The sequence below is a fragment of the Kribbella sp. genome (assembly GCF_035655035.1).
In the GTDB taxonomy this organism is placed as follows: domain Bacteria; phylum Actinomycetota; class Actinomycetes; order Propionibacteriales; family Kribbellaceae; genus Kribbella.
The window spans coordinates 1-2,900 of the sequence record NZ_DASRVN010000468.1; the positions used below are offsets into that span (position 1 = coordinate 1).

General features: G+C 69.8%; 3 protein-coding genes. 2 read left to right on the plus strand and 1 reads right to left on the minus strand.

Annotation, left to right across the window (positions count from 1 at the left end; all coding sequences use genetic code 11):
* Positions 1 to 959: cytochrome P450 (locus tag VFF46_RS25765; protein ID WP_325039792.1), on the minus strand; the 959-nt coding region annotated here is incomplete at its 3' end.
* A gap of 122 nt (positions 960 to 1,081) precedes the next feature.
* Between VFF46_RS25765 and priA the strand changes: the two genes are divergently transcribed.
* Together priA and VFF46_RS25775 are read left to right on the plus strand one after the other, a co-directional pair.
* Positions 1,082 to 1,819, plus strand: a complete 738-nt coding sequence (gene priA / locus VFF46_RS25770; protein ID WP_325039793.1) for a bifunctional 1-(5-phosphoribosyl)-5-((5-phosphoribosylamino)methylideneamino)imidazole-4-carboxamide isomerase/phosphoribosylanthranilate isomerase PriA — start codon at positions 1,082 to 1,084, stop codon at positions 1,817 to 1,819.
* Positions 1,816 to 2,900 (plus strand): SDR family oxidoreductase (locus tag VFF46_RS25775; RefSeq protein ID WP_325039794.1); only part of this gene is annotated, 1,085 nt, incomplete at its 3' end. The genes priA and VFF46_RS25775, both read left to right, overlap by 4 nt.

Below are 2,900 nucleotides of genomic sequence, written 5' to 3' on the forward strand. Positions count from 1 at the left end.
ATGTGTGGCCCGCTGGCGAAGGCGAGATGGCGGCGGGCGTTGGTACGGCGTACGTCGAAGGCGTCGGGGTGCTCGAACACCTCGGGGTCCCGGCCCGCGCCGGCGAGCGAGACGGTGACCATGTCGCCGCTCTGGATCCGCCGGCCGGCGAGTTCGACGTCGCGGGTCGCGTACCGGTCGACCACGGCGGCGGCCGGTTCGAGGCGGAGCGACTCCTCGACGGCGTTCGCGAGCAGGGACGGGTCGGCGCGGACCAGGTCGAGCTGATCGGGGTTGGTCAGCAGGTACCAGAGCGCGTTGGTGATCATCCCCTCGGTGGTCTCGATCCCGCCGAACATCAGCACCGCGGCGTTCGCCACCACCTCGTCCACCCCGAGCCCGGCATGCGCGGCCGCGGCGAGCAGGGAGTCGGAACTGTCGATGCCCGAGGCAACGTGTTTGTGCAGCTCGCCGAAGGCCGCGGCACCGGCCTCCGTCACGGGTTGTCCCGCCGACACCCCCGACACGGACTCGGAGATCGCCGAGTACCACCCGAGAACCGTCGGAGCGGATGCGGCCGGAAGCCCGAGCGAGTAGGCGACCACAGCGACGGACAACGGCCCCGCCAGGCCCGTCCGCAGATCAGCCGGAGAGGTCAGAGCAGACATCAGCTCCGCCACTGTTTGCTCTACCGGTCCCGTGAAGCGGCGACGGGTCTCGGCCAGCCCGAACGGCGACTCGAACGGGTCCCGGTGGATCTTGTGCGGATCGCCGTCGAGCGACAGCATCGAAGGCCCGACCACCTGGGCGGTCGAGAAGCGAGGGTCGTCGACGGTGAAGGTCTCGGGGTCACGAAGAACCTGCACGGCCAACGCGCGACCGGTCACGACCCAAGAGTTCAGAGGGTCGACCCACCCGACCGGACGGATCGCGGCGAGGGCGGGATGAGGGTCGCGTTCGAGCTGCTCAAGGGTGACCACCAGACCAACCCTAAGCTTAATACCACTAACATCACTGGTATTGCTGAGACAGATCGATTTCAAACGACTCAGGAGGGCTCCGGGTTACGGATCTCTCAGCAAAGCCCTCTAGGGTGTGCCCCATGTCTGAGCAATTGGTGCTGCTGCCTGCCGTCGACGTGGCGGACGGGCAGGCGGTCCGGCTGGTGCAGGGCGAGGCCGGGAGTGAGACGTCGTACGGCGACCCGCTGGCGGCGGCCATGGCCTGGCAGGAGGCCGGGGCGGAGTGGATCCACCTCGTCGACCTCGACGCGGCGTTCGGCCGGGGCAGCAACCGTGAGCTGCTCGCCGAGGTGACCGGCAAGCTCGACGTACAGGTCGAACTGTCCGGCGGCATCCGCGACGACGCGTCCCTGGAGGCCGCGCTGGCCACCGGCGCCCGCCGGGTCAACATCGGTACGGCGGCACTCGAGGACCCGGAGTGGTGCGACCGGGTCATCCAGCAGTACGGCGACCGGGTTGCGATCGGCCTGGACGTCCGCGGCCGGACGCTGGCCGCCCGCGGCTGGACCAAAGAAGGCGGCGACCTGTACGAGGTGCTCGCCCGGCTGGAGGCGGCCGGCTGCGAGCGGTACGTCGTCACCGACGTGACCAAGGACGGCATGCTCCAGGGGCCGAACCTGGACCTCTACCGCGACCTGTGCGCCCGGACCGACAAGCCGATCGTCGCGTCCGGCGGCGTCTCCAGCCTGGACGACCTGCGGGCGCTGAGCACGCTGGTCGGCGACGGCGTCGAGGGTGTCATCGTCGGCAAGGCGTTGTACGCGGGCGCGTTCACCCTGACCGAGGCACTCGAGCTCACGCGTGGAGGCGACAAGTGAGTCTGGCCGACAAGCTCCGGGACAAGAAGGTCCTGGTCACCGGCGTCACCGGCTTCGTCGGTGAGGCGCTGCTGCACCGGATCATCGGTGAGCTGCCGGGCACCACGGTGGCCGCGATCATCCGCCCGAAGGGCTCGCTGACCGGCACGGACCGGATGGCGCAGCTGCTGAAGAAGGACATCTTCAAGCCGTTCTACGGCGAGGGCACGCCGTACGCCGACGCCGAGGCGCTGACCGCGGCCCGGATCCACGTGATCAACGGCGACCTGTCCGACGTACCGGAACTGCCGAACGATCTCGACATCGTCGTGCACTGTGCCGGCGACGTGAGCTTCGACCCGCCGATCCACGAGGCGTTCACGACCAACGTGCTCGGCACCAAGAGCCTGCTCGAGCGCATCGTCGAGACCGGGCGCCCGGTGCACTACGTCCACATCTCGACGGCGTACACGGCCGGCCGCCGCCGCGGCGCGATCCCGGAGGCCCCGGTCGAGCACCTGGTCGACTGGCGGACCGAGGCCGAGGCCGGGATGGCGATGAAGGCCCGGATCGAGGAGCAGTCCCGGTCCGCGCCGATGCTGGCGAAGTTCCGCAAGGAGTCCGAGAAGCTGCACCGCCGGGCCGGGCACCTGACCGCCGCGGCCGACACCGAGCGGCGCCGTACCGAATGGGTCGCGAAGCGGCTGGTCGAGACCGGCACCGAACGCGCCCGCAGCCTCGGCTGGACCGACTGCTACACGTTCACCAAGGCACTCGGCGAGCGTGTCGTCGAGGAGTTCTCGTCGACACTGCCGACCTCGATCGTCCGGCCGGCGATCATCGAGTCCGCGGTGCAGAGCCCGCACCCGGGCTGGATCGAGGGCTTCAAGATGGCCGAGCCGCTGATCCTGGCGTACGGCCGCGGCGAGCTGCCGGAGTTCCCGGCGTCGCCGGACTCGGTGATCGAGATCATCCCGGTCGACCACGTGGTCGGCGCGATCTGCGCGGTGATGGCGACCGAGCCCGAGCTGAGCAAGCCGGAGTACTACCACATCGGCTCCGGCGCCCGGAACCCGCTGACCTTCGAGCAGCTGTACGCCGG

Coding starts and splice junctions, on each gene's coding strand:
- priA (WP_325039793.1), top strand. CDS start 1,082: ATGTCTGAGCAATTGGTGCTGCTGCCTGCCGTCGACGTGGCGGACGGG.